Here is a 13772-nt window from a genome sequence, read left to right as displayed (position 1 = left end):
CGAAATCACTTCGGCGCGCCTTGCTGTTGGCGAGCAGGCGATGCCAAGTCCGGCCGGGGCGCGAGGTCTGCGCCACCCAGCACAGAAAGACGGCATCGATGGCCACGACAGGGCAAGGCGAGGGCGTGAACGCAGCCGTTCCGGACGCCGCCACTCAGATCGAAATCTACCGGCGGATGTCCCTCATCATGCAGAACGACGAGGCCTCCCGGAAGGTCGTGCGTTCGGGCCGACTGATGATGCCCTATTATTCCCCGCGGGGTCAGGAGGTCATCCCGTCCGCCGTGTCCGTGAACCTCACCAATGAGGATCAGATCTGCACCATCTATCGTGGGATCCACGACATGCTGGCCAAGGGCGTCCCGCTCAAGGACCTGTGGGCCGAGGTGGCCGGGCGGGTCACCGGCACCTGCAAGGGCAAGGGCGGCCCGATGCACATCACCCATCCTGCGTCCGGCGCTATCCTGACGACCGGCATCGTCGGCTCATCGATGCCGATCGCCAACGGCCTGGCCTGGGCCCACAAACTTGATGGAACGCGTCGGGTCGTTATCGCATATTTCGGCGACGGTGCCTCCAATATCGGGGCCTTCCACGAAAGCCTGAACCTGGCTTCGCTGTGGAAACTGCCAGTCGTCTTTGTCTGCCAGAACAACCGGTTCGGCGAACACACCCGCTACGAGAACGCTACCTCGGTCGACCAGATTTCCAAGCGCGCCGTGGGGTACAACATGCCCGGCGTCACGGTGGACGGAAACGACCCGTTCGCCATGTATGCGGCCGCCAATGAAGCGATCAACCGTGCCCGCGACGGCGATGGACCGACCCTGATCGAGGCGATGACCTTTCGCTTCTTCGGTCACGTCTTCGGCGACGACGATTTCTACATGACCAAGGAAGAGAAGGCAGACGCGATCGCCAAGGATCCGGTCCCCGCCTTCCGAGCTCGCCTGATCGCCGACGGCGTGGCGACCGAAGCGCAACTCGCCGACCTTGAGGCTGATCTGGCCAAACAGATCGAGGAGGCCATCCAGTATGCCCTCGCTAGCGACCTGCCGTCCGCCGACGAACTGACCCGCGACGTTTTCGCTGCTGAAACCGAGGCCGCCTGATGCCCAAGATCAACATCATCCAGGCCATCAACGAGGCCATCGCGGAATCCATGGAGGCGGATCCCAAGGTCATCGTCCTGGGCGAGGACGTGGCCGACCGTGAAGGCGGAGGGGTTGTCGGCATTACGCGCGGCCTGTCCGCCCGCTTCGGCGACGCTCGTGTCCGATCCACCCCCATCGCCGAACAGGCGATCATGGGCGCGGCCATCGGCGCGGCGATCAACGGCTACAAGCCGGTCGCCGAGATCATGCTGATGAACTTCACGACCGTGGCCATGGACATGATCGTAAACCACGCCGCCAAGCTGCGGTTCATGTCAGGTGGCCAGACGACGGTTCCGATCGTGATCCGCATGATGACAGGCGCCGGCATCGCGGCCGCCGCCCAGCACAGCGACTTCCTGGAGGCCTGGTTCGCCCACACGGCGGGGATCAAGGTTGTTGCCCCGTCGAATGCCGCCGACGCCAAAGGACTGATGCTGTCCTGCATCGCCGATCCCGACCCCTGTATGTTCATCGAATGCTCGCGTGCCTACGGCAATGCCTGTGAGGTTCCAGCCGACCAGGGGCCGATCCCGCTCGGCAAGGCCCGGATCGCCCAGGAAGGCCGCGACGTCACCATCATCAGCTACTCCGAAATTTTCATGCGCGCCGAGGCTGCGGCCAAGGAGCTGGAGGCGGATGGTGTCTCGGTCGAACTTATCGATCTGCGGACCATCTCGCCATGGGACCGCGAGACCGTCATCGCCTCGGTCCGCAAGACCGGTCGCGCCGTGATCGCACACGAAGCCGTCCGCCAGTTCGGTGTCGGTGCCGAGATCGCCGCCACCTTGCAGGAGGAGTTGTTCGGCGAACTGAAGGCACCGGTGAAACGACTCGGCGCCCCCTATACGTCGGTGCCTTTCTCGCCTGGCCTCGAACAGCTGTTCATCGTGTCGGTCAAGGATATCGCCGACGCCGCCCGCGCCACTCTCGGCGCGAATACTCCCGCGGCCTTGGCCGTTTCCTGACCACAGGTACAGAACCATGGCATTCGACATTATCCTGCCCAAGATCGGCTTCTCGATGACGGAGGGCGTCCTCAGCGAATGGCTTGCAGACGACGGCGCAAGCATCACTGAAGGCCAGCCGCTCTACTCGATCGAGAGCGACAAGTCGGTCAACGAAGTTGAGGCGCCGGCCTCGGGCACGCTTCGGATCACGGGCGTCGCAGGCACGACCTACGACGTCGGCGCCGTCATCGGCACGATCGAGTAGGACACCCATGGTCGATCCGCTCGGCTTCGCAGGCAAGCGGGTCGTCGTCACGGGATGCGCGTCGGGGATCGGTCACGCCACCGCATCGCTGCTGGTCCAGGCCGGCGCAGAGGTTCACGGAATCGATCTGCACCCGTCGGACCTATCGCTCGCGGCTTTCAGCAAGGTCGATCTCGGCGCCCCCGTGTCAATCGATACGCTGGGATTTGAAGGTCGGCTGGACGCACTCTTCAACTGCGCCGGGATGTCACCGACAAGACCCGCCGCCGAGATTGTGCGCGTAAACTTCCTGGGCACCCGGTATCTGACCCAGAAACTTGTCGATCACATGAGCGTCGGAAGCGCGATCGTGAATGTTTCCTCGAACGGCGGCGCTCGGTGGCGAAATCGCCGATCCGACCTGCTCGCGTTTGTCGATACGGTCTCGTTCGCCGAAGGGGTCTCCTGGTTCGATACGCACAGGCTCGCGATACCCAACGGCTACGCCTTTTCCAAGGAAGCCCTCATCGTCTGGACGCTCCAGCAGTCTCAATCGCTGATCCGGCGCGGTATCCGCATCAACGCGACCAGCCCCGGCGCGGTCCAGACCCCGATGCTGGTCGATATCGAGACCAGGGTGCCAGGTGAAGTGATCGACGCCGTCGCTCAACCGATCGGCCGACGCTCGACGCCGGTCGAGCAGGCATGGCCACTCTTGATGCTGGCCAGCGATGCAGCAGCCTACATCAACGGTGTTGACCTCGCCGTGGATGGCGGCTGGGCCGCCGGCATGATGTTGGGGGACTAGATGGAACTCGGCAGGGTCGCAGCCGAACTCCAAGGGCCGCTGCGCAAGGTGCCTCCCACACCGTTCAACAGCGCGCTCGGACGATGGGCGATCAACGCCGCGATCGGTCTGATTCCGGCCATCGCCACCGAAGGCGTCGAGATGCGCGGGGTCGCCGGCGCCGCGCGCGGGTTGAGGGTTCACATCCCCCTCGTCCGAAAATCGAAGGGCGCCCTGCTGTGGATTCACGGTGGCGGATACATCATTGGACGCCCGGTCCTCGATGATCGGCTTTGCGGCGCGACGGCTCGAAAACTGGGAATCCCCGTGATTGCGGCCAGCTATCGCCTCGCTCCCAAACACCCCTTCCCTGCCCCGCTCGACGACTGTTTCGACGCCTGGCGGTGGGTGCAGGATCATGCGTCCGATCTGGGCATAGATCCGAACCTGGTGGCGGTGGGCGGCCAGAGCGCCGGCGGCGGGCTGGCCGCGAGTTTGGTCCAGCGCATCAATGACAATGACGGCCCCAGTGCAGCCGCGCAGTGGCTGTTCAGCCCCATGCTGGACGACCGAACGGCCGCACGGCGTGACCTGGATGCTGCCCGGAATTTTGTCTGGAACAATCGGCAGAACGCCTTAGGCTGGTCTGCCTATCTGGCGGCCGAACCCGGAGGGCGAGACATGCCCGACTATGCGTCGCCGGCCCGGCGCAGCGGACTGGAAGCCCTGCCGCCCGCCTGGATCGGCGTCGGGGATCTCGATCTGTTTCTGGACGAGAACCGCGCCTATGCCGACCGACTTCGGGCGGCGGGCATCGACGTCGTGATCGACACCATTCCCGGCGCGCCCCACGGCTTCGAGTCCTGGGCCTATGACACCGCGATCGCGCAAGACTTCATCAAGAGCGCACAGGCCTGGCTGGAAAAGACTCTGGACCAGCCAGAGACGGCAGCAGGAGGAAGCCATGAGCGACACTGAGACCCCCAAGTCCGGCTTCGCAATCTACCGCGCCAAGGATGCACCGGGCCTTATGGACACGGGCCGAATGTCCATCGCGCCGACGACCGATGTTCAACGGGCGGGAATGAAGTGCCTTGTCGCCGTCGGTTATCTTGACGGCGACGAAACCACGGTGCTGGTCGACAAGCCCGGCTTCGCGCTGACCCACGCCTGGCTCAAGGCGAGCTATCCGCTGGCTCTGCACAGCCACGACTCCGACTGCCTGTATCATATCGTCGCCGGCAGCCTCAGAATCGGGACGGAGGAGTTGGGACCGCGCGACAGCTTTTTCGTGCCGGCAAACACACCCTATACCTACACGCCCGGGCCCGATGGCGTGGAGGTGCTGGAGTTCCGACACGAGCAGGCGTTCAACTTCGTCAACCTGTCGAAGGGCGAGGCTTTCTATAAGAAAGCCGCCGTGACCATTTCGACAAATCGTCAAGCTTGGCAGGCTGCGAGACCGCCTTCTGGATTCGAAAGTTCAGGCGACTGAGGCCTGCGTGGGATGAGCCCCTGTCTGACCACCGGCGGCGAGAGACGGTGATGGCTGTGGCTTGGGGGGCTTCACGTGGGTGCCCACCTCGGAGACCTTGTACCCGTTCGGGTATACGGTTCGGATCAAGGCCTCATGCTGGCTCGGCGTACCGTCTGGGACAGGATCAGCGGCCGCAGCGCGTTTGAGCAAGACGTCGGCAAGACTCTTCATGAATTTGGACCCCGGCTTGATGCCGCAGGCTCGGGCCACACGGGGGTCCAGCTGCGCCGAAAGCAAGGGCCCGATCATCGGACGCAACCATAACGGCATCAAGGAGCGGTTGAACTTGATGAAGACCTTGGCGAGTTCCTCGTTGCGCGGTTCGTAGCGGGTTTCAGTGTCGAGATAGTGGGAGAAGAAGGCCTGCGCCTCGGCGTAGGTCGGCGGAAGCGGCTTTGGAGATCCAAACGCCCGGGTCTGGTGGCTGTAGTACCGAAGGACGGCTTCACGTTCCTTGTCCGTGACCGGGCGCCAGCCGTAGCGTTCGGCCAGTTCGATCGAGCCGACCACCTCCTCGATCCCCACGGCCAGAAAATCATCCGTCTCGATATCGTATTGTTTGTGCATGGCGTTCACGCGACGGGCGGCATCGCGCCCCTCCCCCACGAAGCCTTCCGTCAGGACCTTGCTGGCCAGGATGGTCGTGTCGATCACCCGCTTGGCGACGCGCTTCTCCAACTCCCCGGATGCGTGCAGCACCTTCGATATCCGTGGACCCGAATAGGTCATCAGGAACCCGTTGAAGGCCTTGGCCATCATGGCGGACTGAAAGTCGCCGTAGAACAGGAGCGTGATCTCCCGATAATCGGTCTCTACATCCAGCGACTCGATCTTCCTCAGCCGTGCGTAGCGATCCGGCTCGCCCAACCAGCGCTTATCCTGGCGATTCATGTCGTCCCCCATTCGTCGTTCTTCTTGATGAAATGCTCGAGCAGATCAGCCGCCACGATCAGCAGGGACGCACCCAGTCCCTTCCCGTCGTCCCGGGCAGCCTGCAGACAGGCCCAGCCGAGATCACGCATCACGACCAGGGCCCAGGCCCGCGCAAGGTCGTGTGCGCCGCTGTTGTCCAGAGCCGCCGCAAAGGCCGGCAGCCGTGCTGCCAAGGCGTCGATCAATCGTTCACCGATCTGGCTCACGGCCATGGGCGCATCGACGCGTTCTGAAAGGTGAGTAATGAGGATTGCCGGTGTCCTGTCGTCGGCAATGTAACGGGCGAGTTCGCCGACCCAGACGCCGATCTCGGCTCGTGACGGGTTCGGGCTCGGCAGTCTCTCGACGACCTTGCACAGGGCGTCACCGTAAGCCTTGGCGATATGGGTGAGCATATCAGGCTTGTCCGGGAAATAGAGATAGAGCGTCGAGCGGGAGACGCCAGCCGCCTGGGCGATCTCGTCGATTGTCGCCTCATGATAGCCGCGGCCGAAGAAGGTCTCGCGCGCAGCATCCTGGATCCGAGCGCGCGTATGGGCGCGATGGGAGTCGCGAAGGGACAAGGGCCTTGCATCCGACATAGTGCCAGACTAGCTAGATCGGACGCTATGTACAATGATCGGACACAATGTCCGGCATTTTTCGGCTTAGGCGCTTTGGGCGCGATCCGCGACAATGCTGGCGCCGGAAATGAAGCTGGCGCGATCCGACGCCAGATAGAGGATCAGGTCGGCAACCTCTTCGGCGCGACCAGGCCGGCCGGTCGTGACCATCTTCATCACCGTCTCCGGCGGCCCGACCTTGGCCAGAATGGTATAGAGGTCCTGAGCCATCGAGGTGTCGATCAGCCCGGGATGAACCGCGTTGATGCGGATATCATGCCCGGCCCGCGCGACTTCGAGGGCTGCGCTGCGGGTGTAGTGCGCCACCGCTGCCTTGCTCGCTCCGTAACTGGCCATGATCGGGTTGCCCTTGAGCGAGGCCGCAGAGGACAGATTGATGATCGCGCCCTTCCCAGCCGGGCGCATGAAGCTGAGCGCGACCGCCATCCCCAGCAGCGAGCCCTCCACATTGATCGCGAAGGTCCGACGATAGATCTCCAGGTCCGCGTCGCCGACCCGATCGGACAGGGACACGCCGGCGCTGTTGACCAGAATATCGAGCCGACCGAACCGTGATCTGATCCAGTCCGCGAGTTCACCCCACGCCACGGCGTCCGTGACATCCAAGGCGCGAGCCTCGGCCGTGCCCCCGATGGCCTTTGTCGTCGCCTGAAGGCCGGGGGCGTCCCGGTCCACGGCGATGATTGTTGCACCCGCGTCCGCGAGGGCGCGGGCCGCAGCCCGCCCGATACCGGCGGCGGCACCGGTCACCACTGCAACGCGCCCCGTCAGGTCGATCCAGCGCGCGGACATCAGACCATCGTCGCTGCGGGCCATTCGCCCCGAACAAGGGACTCGACGTCAGCATAACCCTGAGAATCGCCTTCGCGGATTCTGAGCGGCCGATCGCGAACTTCCCAGCGCGCGCTTTCCGCAAGCTTGACGGGGTCGTTGACGTCCTCGACCAGTTCGCCGTCCAGGAAGTCATCGCCCTTGTAGGCGCCGTGGATCAGACCATTCCAGGCCCCGTACATCCCGGGTTGCAGGCGGAATCCCATCTCGGGATTGATGGCTTCAACCTCGAACACGCGCTCGGTCACGTCGCGACGACCACTGGATTCCAGCACGTACAGCTTGCCGCCCATCATGGCATGATCCGACTTGCGATAGGTCAGCTCCGGGTAAACCCGCAGCAGCTTGGTCTGACGACCGTCGGCCTCGTTGATGAAGCCGGTGAAATAGTCGAGGCCGCGAGGCTCGCGATACTCGCGGAAATAATAGTTCAGGCCGTATCGGCTGCCGTCCGGGCGTTCGAGACATCCGACGAACCAGTTGAAATGGAAGTCGGTGCTCGCGCCCTTCGGCGGCGGAACCAGATCGACGGGATCGATCCCGACGTGCTCTCGCACGCCCCAGCTATGATCTCGAACCCCGAACCAGTCGTCGGGATTCACCGGGATTCTTTCGCCTTCGATCCGTATCCACCCGCTGATCGTCCCGGTCTGATGATAACGAACCACGTCGGTCGCCAGCCGGCCATTATGAACCTCCCGATCTCGCCCCTCGAAGAAGGCGGGCATCAGGTCGGTGAAGGTCAGATCGAACTCGAGCGGCTGCGCAGCGTTCGCGTCACAGGTCACTCGAATTCGGCGAAACGGCTCCAGGACTTCATAACGCAGAGGCCCGACCGCCAGATCGTCGATGGCGGGGCGCAAGACGCGGCTGGCCCTGATCGTACGCTGGCTCGTGCCCTGCTGACAGCCGGCGAAACCATCCAGCACATTCCGGTTGCTGTATTTGCCCAGGCCGAAATCGACCTGAAGCGACCCGTCCTTGCGGAACAACGTCATCCAGATCTTCTCGGTCCAGCCGCGATCGGCCGTCTCCACCGTCGCGTGGGTATTGGCGATCTGGTGGTTCAGAAACTCATCCGCGCCGGTCAGCGCCGCGATCGTGGGGACCATGTTAGCCGCCTTTATTTGAAATCTGCGTATCCGAAAGTTAGCCGAGGACGCCATCCATCAGGGCAATGTTGGAGTCCAACATCTCTTTCCAGCGCGCCATCTTGGGATCGTGCGACTCGCCCGCCACGATCATCTGGAAGCCGCGCGCGACGATCGCAGCGATCTTTCCGATCGCCGCGGCCTCGTACCACTCGAATCCTTGCGCCGATCGCCCCGACGCGGCCTCCCAGGCCTTCACCGCCTCGTCACGACTGATGATCCCGGACAGCGATGGCAAGGGGACGCCGAAATAGATTTCAGGGCGGAAGAAGTAGAGCACATAGCCCAGGTCAGTCAGCGGCTCTCCGTTGTGGCCCAGTTCCCAGTCCAGAACCGCCGAGAGCCTGAAGTCGGACCACATAAGGTTCGCAATCTTGGGGTCTCCGTGGACCGGAGACGCCGGTCCCGATCGCGGCGCGGGTCTGGACAGAAGCCGATCATAAAGTGCGACCAGAGCTGGGCAGTCGGCGTTGGCAGCCCAACTGCGCCACTTGCGAGCATCTTCCTCCGGGGTGGCAGGGGTTCCGAATGATGCCAAAGGCTGAAGCGTGGCGATCGACCCGATCGCCGCCACCCATTGGCGCGACACAGACCTCCGTTGATCGGGGGTCGCTTCAGTGAACCATTCAGGCAGGACATAGTCGGTCACCGCAGCTCCAGGGACCTTCTCCATGATGAAGAACGGATCGCCCAGAAGGCCTGGGTCCTCTTCAATATGAAGGATGCGCGGAGTCGGCAGGACATCAGGAAGCGCGCCGAGCTCCTGATAGACCCGGCCCTGTGTGATGACCCCGTGCCCTTGGAGGACAGGCGGCGTACTGGGCGGTAGCCGCAGAATCGCGTCGAGCCCCTCAAGCACGTAGGTCTCGTTGGAATGACCTGCGGTCAGCGGACGGATGCCCGTTATCTCGGCGCCGCGAGGCACTCCCGTGCGGAGCCCCGCCAAAAGCACATTGATGTCGCGTTCGGCCGCCATCTCAGACCTTCTCGAGGATGTGCACGCCCGCGACGCCGGCAACGCTGCTGAAACCCAGCACATGGGCCAGGCCAAGGCGCGCGCCCTGCACCTGTCGAGCCCCCGCCTCCCCGCGAAGATGCATGACAATCTCGACGATATTGGCGATCCCGGTCGCGCCGATCGGATGCCCCTTCGACAGAAGTCCGCCCGACACATTCACCGGAATCCGCCCGCCCAGCGCCGTGGCCCCACTATCGATCAGGGCGCCAGCCTCCCCATCGCCGCACAAACCCAGGTTCTCGTAGTGCAGAATTTCTGCGGTCGCGAAACAGTCGTGCAACTCGATCAGGTCAAGATCACCCGGCCCGATCCCCGCCATCTCATAGGCCTTTGAGACGGCAAGACGGGTGACTGAATCCGCATCCAGCAATACCGGATTGCGCGGCTCATAGGGGTCCGACGCCAGCGCGGAACCCCGCACCTTCACGGCCCGAGAAAGGCCCATCTCGCGGGCCTTCTTCTCGGACACTAGGATGGCGGCGGCGGCGCCGTCGACATTGGCCGAGCACATCAGCTTGGTCAGGGGCGTGGCGATCATTTCGCTGGCCAGGACTTCCTCCAGCGGCGTTTCGCGCTGGTACATCGCCTTGGGATTCATGGTCGAATGGTGATGGTTCTTGACCGCGACCTGGGCGAACTGTTCCATCGTCGTGCCGTATTTGCCGGCGTGGATCATCCCCGCCTCGGCGAACATCGCCGGGGTCGTTCCCGATCCGAACAACCCCTCGGGCGAAGGGCCGTCGCCGATCGGCCCGCCGAGCAATCCCTTGGGGTTCTTCTCGGCCCCGACCGCGAGTGCGACATCATATAGACCGCTCTTGATGGCGACGAACGCCTCGCGAAAAGCGGTCGCGCCCGAGGCACAGGCGTTCGAGACGTTGACGCATGGTATCCCCGTCTGACCGATCTGTTTGAGGATCTGCTGGCCGATCATCGAGGCGGCGTTGAACGTCGATGAGGCATAGACGATGTCGAGATCGCGAACGGTCAGTCCGGCGTCGTCGAGCGCCAGCAGCGCAGCCTCGGCACCCAGTTGTGCCGGTGTGCGATCGGGGTATCGACCAAACCGGATCAGGTCCGCGCCGACGACATAGACGTCGCTCATTCCGCTGCTCCTGCCTTGACGAAATGAAAACCGACATAGGGCGCGCCGTCGGGCGTCCGTGCGCCACCGGCGTCGTCAAACACCAGTGAAACCGGCAGACCGACACCCATGGACTCCGGATCGACGCCGCGGACCGTGCCCTTCAGCGTCAAGCCGTCATCCAGGTCGACGATCGCCGATACGAACGGTGTTTTCACGCCTGGAAAACTCCGCAAGACCGTCGACCAAGTGACGATACGACCCCTCTCGCCGACGCGGAAAGCCTGAGGCGGCGTTCGGGAGGTACAGGCCCGACAGGCCATCGGCTGGTCGATCATGACCGCGCCGCAGTCCGCGCAGCGAAAGCCCTCGATCGAGGGCTCGCCGGTCTCGGCCACGCGGATCGCGGCGTGGGCCGGTCTCGCGACAAGCGCATCAACGGCCATCAGACGGGCGTCCCGTATTTCAGTCGCAGGGCCTTCTTGTCCGGTTTGCCGACAGCGGACAGCGGAATGGCCTCCACAAAAACCACTGACTTCGGAGCCTGAACGGCCCCCTTCTGCGAACGGACCAGGGCGATCAGGTCGTCAGGACGCGGCTCGGAGCCTGGCACGGCAACGACGATCGCCATCACCGCCTCGCCCCATTTCGGATCCGGAACGCCGATGACCGCGGCCTGTCTGACGCCCGGGTGGGTCGCCAGCACATCCTCGACCTCGCGCGCGAAAACGTTGAAGCCGCCGGTGACGATCATGTCCTTCTTGCGATCGACGATGCGCAGGAAGCCGTCCGGCCCCTTGATGGCCACGTCGCCCGTATGCAGCCAGCCGCCCTCGAAGACCTTCTCCGTTTCCTCGGGCATCCCGAGATAACCCGCCATGAGCAGCGGCCCGCGCACGCAGATTTCGCCAGGTTGGCCGTCTTCGACCTCACGGCAATCATCGTCCAGCAGCGCGACGTGGACCCAGGGCGTGGGCCGGCCGCAACTCGCGAGCCGCAAAGGATCATCGGTCAGATGCTCCTTGCGCCGCATGACGGTGACCGACAGCGGCGCTTCGGCCTGGCCATAGAACTGGAAGAAGATCGGGCCAAGCTTGGCGATCGCATCTTTCAGCCGCGAGGCCGGGAACGCCGATGCGCCGTAGAAGACCACCTCGAGACTGGAAAGGTCGAACTCGCCGAAACGCGGATGGTCGATCAGCGCAAGCACCATGGTGGGCACCATCAGGGTCGCGGTGATCCGGTATTTCTCGACCGCCGCCATGAACCCGACGGGGTCGAAACCGGGCAGGACCACCATGGCCCCGCCCTTGACCAGGATCGGTGTCAGCGACGCGGCCCCCGCATGGCTCAGCGGCGCGCAGATCAGGTAGCGGATTTCCTCCGGCCATTCCCATTCGGTGAGCTGGATGAGGGACGCCGTCAGGATGCCCCGATGGGTCACCATGATGCCCTTGGGTTTGCCGGTGGTCCCTCCGGAATAGGCGATCCGCGCCAAGGCGTCCGGATCGACGACGGGAGACGCCAATGGCCGGGCCTCGTAGGCGGCAGCGGCCATGTCCAGGGACCGCGCGCCCTGCCCGCCCAAGGCCAGAAAGTGCTTGATACGAGGGGCGCGCCGCTCGATCTCGGCGACCTGCGCCTCGAAATGATCGGCATCGTAGATCAGAAGGTCGATCTCCGCGTCTTCGATGACATACAGATAGTCTTCGACCGACCCCATCGGGTGCAGGGACGTTGCCACAATCCCGGCGAAGGTCAGGCCGACGGATGCCGCGGGCACTTCCGGTCGGTTCTTCGACAGCAAGGCCGCGCGCAGGGGACGCGGCGACAGTGCGCCATAAGTCTGGGCGTAACGGCTGACCGACGCGGCCATCTGGCCCGCAGTGACTGTGCGTCCGTCGTCGAGGATGACGACGGGCCGATCAAGATCGCGGCTCAAGGCGTGGGCGAGCAGGTCGGCGCCGTGGATGGGCTGGCGAAGGACGGCGTCGGGCACGGACGCGGAGGTGGTACTCGGCGTCGCCAAACCGGTCATGCCGCGCCCTTTACGAAGGTCTGCGGCGGCACCAGTGCGGGCGAGTTGTGGAACAACTGGTTGGCGATGATGGCGTAGTGCATCTCCGAGGCACCCTCAGCGATCGTCTTGGCCTTGGCGTCGCGCATGTAGCGGTTGACCCCGGTGGAATCCATGATCCCACTGCCGCCCCACATCTGAAGCAGCTTGCAGCAGATCTCGAAGCAGGCGTCGCCGATGAACGCCTTGCAGGCGTTGGAGGTCGCAGGCTGCATCTCGCCGCGGTCAAAGGCGGCGGCCGTGTCGTAGAGCAGCGCTCGACAGGCCTGGATCTTGGCCCAGGCCTCGGCCATCCAGTAACTGATTGGCTGAAGCTCGGACATGTTGCGCCCGTAAAGCCGGCGGTCCTTGACGTACTCCAGCGTCAGGTCGAACAGCCCTTCTGCGCATCCGATCGAGGTCGCAACGTGCCCCAGGAGATTGGCGTGGTTGGCGGCGCGGTGGCTGAATCCGCCTGTCAGAAGATCGCCCAGCACATTCTCCGGCTCGATCCGGACGTTGTCGAAGGCGATCGGCCCCGTGTTCGTTCCCCGCCAGCCCAGCTTGTGCTCATAGGGCGCAATGTGAAGCCCCTCGGCCTCGCGCTCGACGATGACGCAGCCGAAGCCTTCCTTGCCGTCGTTGTCGCGTGTGCGGCACATAACCAGATAGGTCTGCGCGGGCCCTTGTGTGCAGTAGAGCTTGGAACCGTCGAGGCGGAAGCCGTTGCCGTCGGGGATGGCCCGCGTCAGGTGCTCCATGACATTGCCGGCACCCGCAGGCTCGCTCTGCGAATAGGCCATGAGCCGCTCCCCCGAGGCGGAGCGTGGCAGGATGCGCTGCTTCTGCTCTTCGGTGCCCAGGATCGCCACAGCAGCCGGACACAGGATCATCTCGACCGTCAGGGCGCCCGCAAACGCTGGGCTGGCCTTGGCGATCTCCTCGCAGACAAGGCAGACCGAGACCATGTCCGCTCCGGACCCGCCATACTCCACGGGGGTGTAGAGCCCGTACAGCCCGAACTCTGCCGCCTTGGCGATCAACGAGTCGGGAGTCTTCTCCTCCATGTCGATCTGGTTGGCGATCGGCATGACTTCCTTGCGGGCGAAGGCTTCGGCCATGTCGCGCAGGGCGCGCTGGTCGTCGGTCAGGATCATGGTCGGTTCCTCACGCACCCGACCACCCGCGCGGTCAGAACGAGGGGGTTGTCGCCCACGCCGTGGTGCGCAGAAAGGGTCAGGCAGCACAAAACGCCACGGCGATGCCGCGCATCGTAGAGGCGACGCGGGGGCGATAAATGCGCCGGTCGCATTGCATTGAAACAGGCGGGCGCTATCCCTCTGCCCGATCCTGGCGGCGGCGATCGCCGGGGGGATTCAGGCGTGAACAGCGATGGACTGGCGG

The 13772-nt window shown here is 64.1% G+C and carries 15 protein-coding genes; 6 read left to right on the top strand and 9 right to left on the bottom strand.

Going from position 1 to position 13772, the window contains the following annotated elements:
- Positions 1 to 98 precede the first annotated feature (98 nt).
- From JHC99_RS00460 to JHC99_RS00435, 6 genes are read left to right on the top strand one after another with little or no spacing between them, the layout of a single operon-like run.
- Positions 99 to 1112 carry a thiamine pyrophosphate-dependent dehydrogenase E1 component subunit alpha gene (locus JHC99_RS00460; protein WP_292151501.1) on the top strand — a complete coding sequence of 338 codons (1014 nt, stop codon included), beginning with the start codon at positions 99 to 101 and terminating at the stop codon, positions 1110 to 1112.
- Positions 1112 to 2122, top strand: a complete 1011-nt coding sequence (locus JHC99_RS00455) for an alpha-ketoacid dehydrogenase subunit beta (RefSeq protein ID WP_292151500.1) — start codon at positions 1112 to 1114, stop codon at positions 2120 to 2122. Before JHC99_RS00460 ends, JHC99_RS00455 begins: the two co-directional genes overlap by 1 nt.
- A 16-nt stretch (positions 2123 to 2138) precedes the next feature.
- Positions 2139 to 2369, top strand: a complete 231-nt coding sequence (locus JHC99_RS00450; RefSeq protein WP_292151499.1) for a biotin/lipoyl-containing protein — start codon at positions 2139 to 2141, stop codon at positions 2367 to 2369.
- A 7-nt stretch (positions 2370 to 2376) separates the two neighbouring features.
- Positions 2377 to 3156: a coniferyl-alcohol dehydrogenase gene (locus JHC99_RS00445; RefSeq protein ID WP_292151498.1), complete on the top strand. Its 780-nt coding sequence runs from the start codon at positions 2377 to 2379 to the stop codon at positions 3154 to 3156.
- Positions 3157 to 4113: an alpha/beta hydrolase gene (locus tag JHC99_RS00440; RefSeq protein ID WP_292151497.1), complete on the top strand. Its 957-nt coding sequence runs from the start codon at positions 3157 to 3159 to the stop codon at positions 4111 to 4113.
- Positions 4100 to 4630: a hypothetical protein gene (locus JHC99_RS00435; protein ID WP_292151496.1), complete on the top strand. Its 531-nt coding sequence runs from the start codon at positions 4100 to 4102 to the stop codon at positions 4628 to 4630. The genes JHC99_RS00440 and JHC99_RS00435 overlap by 14 nt, the downstream gene beginning before the upstream one ends.
- On the opposite strand, the gene JHC99_RS00430 is transcribed toward JHC99_RS00435, so the two are convergent.
- The 9 genes from JHC99_RS00430 to JHC99_RS00390 all read right to left on the bottom strand — a co-directional run bounded on the left by JHC99_RS00430 (position 4619) and on the right by JHC99_RS00390 (position 13525).
- Positions 4619 to 5563 carry an oxygenase MpaB family protein gene (locus JHC99_RS00430; protein ID WP_292151495.1) on the bottom strand — a complete coding sequence of 315 codons (945 nt, stop codon included), beginning with the start codon at positions 5561 to 5563 and terminating at the stop codon, positions 4619 to 4621. The two genes, JHC99_RS00435 and JHC99_RS00430, sit on opposite strands and share 12 nt — an antisense overlap.
- Positions 5560 to 6168, bottom strand: coding sequence for a TetR/AcrR family transcriptional regulator (locus JHC99_RS00425; RefSeq protein ID WP_292151494.1), 609 nt, complete (start codon positions 6166 to 6168; stop codon positions 5560 to 5562). The genes JHC99_RS00430 and JHC99_RS00425 overlap by 4 nt, the downstream gene beginning before the upstream one ends.
- Positions 6169 to 6252: 84 nt before the next feature.
- Positions 6253 to 7020, bottom strand: a complete 768-nt coding sequence (locus JHC99_RS00420; RefSeq protein ID WP_292151493.1) for an SDR family oxidoreductase — start codon at positions 7018 to 7020, stop codon at positions 6253 to 6255.
- Positions 7020 to 8171, bottom strand: coding sequence for a hypothetical protein (locus JHC99_RS00415; RefSeq protein WP_292151492.1), 1152 nt, complete (start codon positions 8169 to 8171; stop codon positions 7020 to 7022). The genes JHC99_RS00420 and JHC99_RS00415 overlap by 1 nt, the downstream gene beginning before the upstream one ends.
- A 37-nt stretch (positions 8172 to 8208) precedes the next feature.
- The gene (locus JHC99_RS00410; protein WP_292151491.1) at positions 8209 to 9186 is read right to left on the bottom strand and encodes a phosphotransferase family protein; all 978 of its coding nucleotides are present in this window, start codon (positions 9184 to 9186) and stop codon (positions 8209 to 8211) included.
- Position 9187: 1 nt separating this feature from the next.
- Positions 9188 to 10333: a thiolase family protein gene (locus tag JHC99_RS00405; RefSeq protein WP_292151490.1), complete on the bottom strand. Its 1146-nt coding sequence runs from the start codon at positions 10331 to 10333 to the stop codon at positions 9188 to 9190.
- A complete protein-coding gene (locus tag JHC99_RS00400; protein WP_292151489.1) occupies positions 10330 to 10710 on the bottom strand; it encodes an OB-fold domain-containing protein in 381 nt (126 codons plus the stop codon). Before JHC99_RS00400 ends, JHC99_RS00405 begins: the two co-directional genes overlap by 4 nt.
- A gap of 47 nt (positions 10711 to 10757) precedes the next feature.
- Entirely contained in the window at positions 10758 to 12350 is a 1593-nt protein-coding gene (locus tag JHC99_RS00395) for an AMP-binding protein (RefSeq protein ID WP_292151488.1), read from the bottom strand.
- Positions 12347 to 13525, bottom strand: coding sequence for an acyl-CoA dehydrogenase family protein (locus JHC99_RS00390; RefSeq protein WP_292151487.1), 1179 nt, complete (start codon positions 13523 to 13525; stop codon positions 12347 to 12349). Before JHC99_RS00390 ends, JHC99_RS00395 begins: the two co-directional genes overlap by 4 nt.
- Positions 13526 to 13772: the final 247 nt, after the last annotated feature.

The sequence above is a fragment of the Brevundimonas sp. genome (assembly GCF_016463485.1).
Lineage (GTDB): Bacteria > Pseudomonadota > Alphaproteobacteria > Caulobacterales > Caulobacteraceae > Brevundimonas.
This window is presented reverse-complemented; position numbering and strand designations above follow the sequence as displayed.

Coding starts and splice junctions, on each gene's coding strand:
- JHC99_RS00455 (WP_292151500.1), top strand. CDS start 1,112: ATGCCCAAGATCAACATCATCCAGGCCATCAACGAGGCCATCGCGGAA.
- JHC99_RS00410 (WP_292151491.1), bottom strand. CDS start 9,186: ATGGCGGCCGAACGCGACATCAATGTGCTTTTGGCGGGGCTCCGCACG.
- JHC99_RS00445 (WP_292151498.1), top strand. CDS start 2,377: ATGGTCGATCCGCTCGGCTTCGCAGGCAAGCGGGTCGTCGTCACGGGA.
- JHC99_RS00440 (WP_292151497.1), top strand. CDS start 3,157: ATGGAACTCGGCAGGGTCGCAGCCGAACTCCAAGGGCCGCTGCGCAAG.
- JHC99_RS00405 (WP_292151490.1), bottom strand. CDS start 10,333: ATGAGCGACGTCTATGTCGTCGGCGCGGACCTGATCCGGTTTGGTCGA.
- JHC99_RS00460 (WP_292151501.1), top strand. CDS start 99: ATGGCCACGACAGGGCAAGGCGAGGGCGTGAACGCAGCCGTTCCGGAC.
- JHC99_RS00430 (WP_292151495.1), bottom strand. CDS start 5,563: ATGAATCGCCAGGATAAGCGCTGGTTGGGCGAGCCGGATCGCTACGCA.
- JHC99_RS00395 (WP_292151488.1), bottom strand. CDS start 12,350: ATGACCGGTTTGGCGACGCCGAGTACCACCTCCGCGTCCGTGCCCGAC.
- JHC99_RS00435 (WP_292151496.1), top strand. CDS start 4,100: ATGAGCGACACTGAGACCCCCAAGTCCGGCTTCGCAATCTACCGCGCC.
- JHC99_RS00450 (WP_292151499.1), top strand. CDS start 2,139: ATGGCATTCGACATTATCCTGCCCAAGATCGGCTTCTCGATGACGGAG.
- JHC99_RS00415 (WP_292151492.1), bottom strand. CDS start 8,171: ATGGTCCCCACGATCGCGGCGCTGACCGGCGCGGATGAGTTTCTGAAC.
- JHC99_RS00390 (WP_292151487.1), bottom strand. CDS start 13,525: ATGATCCTGACCGACGACCAGCGCGCCCTGCGCGACATGGCCGAAGCC.
- JHC99_RS00420 (WP_292151493.1), bottom strand. CDS start 7,020: ATGTCCGCGCGCTGGATCGACCTGACGGGGCGCGTTGCAGTGGTGACC.